This window comes from Xanthomonas sp. SHU 199, from assembly GCF_000364665.1.
GTDB classification, from domain to species: domain Bacteria; phylum Pseudomonadota; class Gammaproteobacteria; order Xanthomonadales; family Xanthomonadaceae; genus Xanthomonas_A; species Xanthomonas_A sontii.
Map to the genome: position 1 here is coordinate 1 of NZ_AQOI01000670.1, position 621 is coordinate 621.

General features: G+C 70.2%; 1 protein-coding gene. It reads left to right on the forward strand.

What is annotated here, in order from left to right; translation table 11 throughout:
- The coding region (locus tag D183_RS0119190; RefSeq protein WP_017910426.1) for a DUF58 domain-containing protein at positions 1 to 621 on the forward strand (621 nt) is incomplete at both ends.

Consider the following 621-nt stretch of genomic DNA (forward strand, 5'->3'; position numbering starts at 1 on the left):
CTGCCCGCCGCGCATCAGACCCAGGTGCGCTACCAACTGCGTCCGACCGCGCGCGGTCGCTTCGTCTTCGACGGCACCCACCTGCGCCTGCATGCGCCCTGGCGCCTGTGGTGGCAGCAGCGTCTGGCCGGGTCCGCACAGACCGTGCGCGTGTATCCAAACTTCGCGCCGCTGACCCGCTTCGCCCTGTTCAGCGCCGAACAGGCCTCGCGCCTGGTCGGCGCGCACCTGAAGCGGCGCCGCGGCGAAGGCACCGACTTCCACCAGATGCGCGAATACCGGGTTGGCGACAGCCTGCGCCAGATCGACTGGAAGGCGACCTCGCGCGCGCGCAAGCTGATCTCGCGCGAGTACCAGGACGAGAAGAACCAGCAGTTGCTGATGCTGATCGACACCGGGCGGCGCATGCTGGCCAGCGAGCGTGGCCTGTCGCACTTCGACCATGTGCTCAACGCCGCGCTGGTGGTGTCGTACCTGGCACTGCGCCAGGGCGATGCGGTAGGCATGATGGCCAGCGGCGGCGACGCGCGCTGGGTGGCGCCGCAACGCGGCATGGCCACCGTCGACGTGCTGCTGCGCGCCAGCTACGACCTGCAGCCGCAGCCGGTGGCCACCGACTAC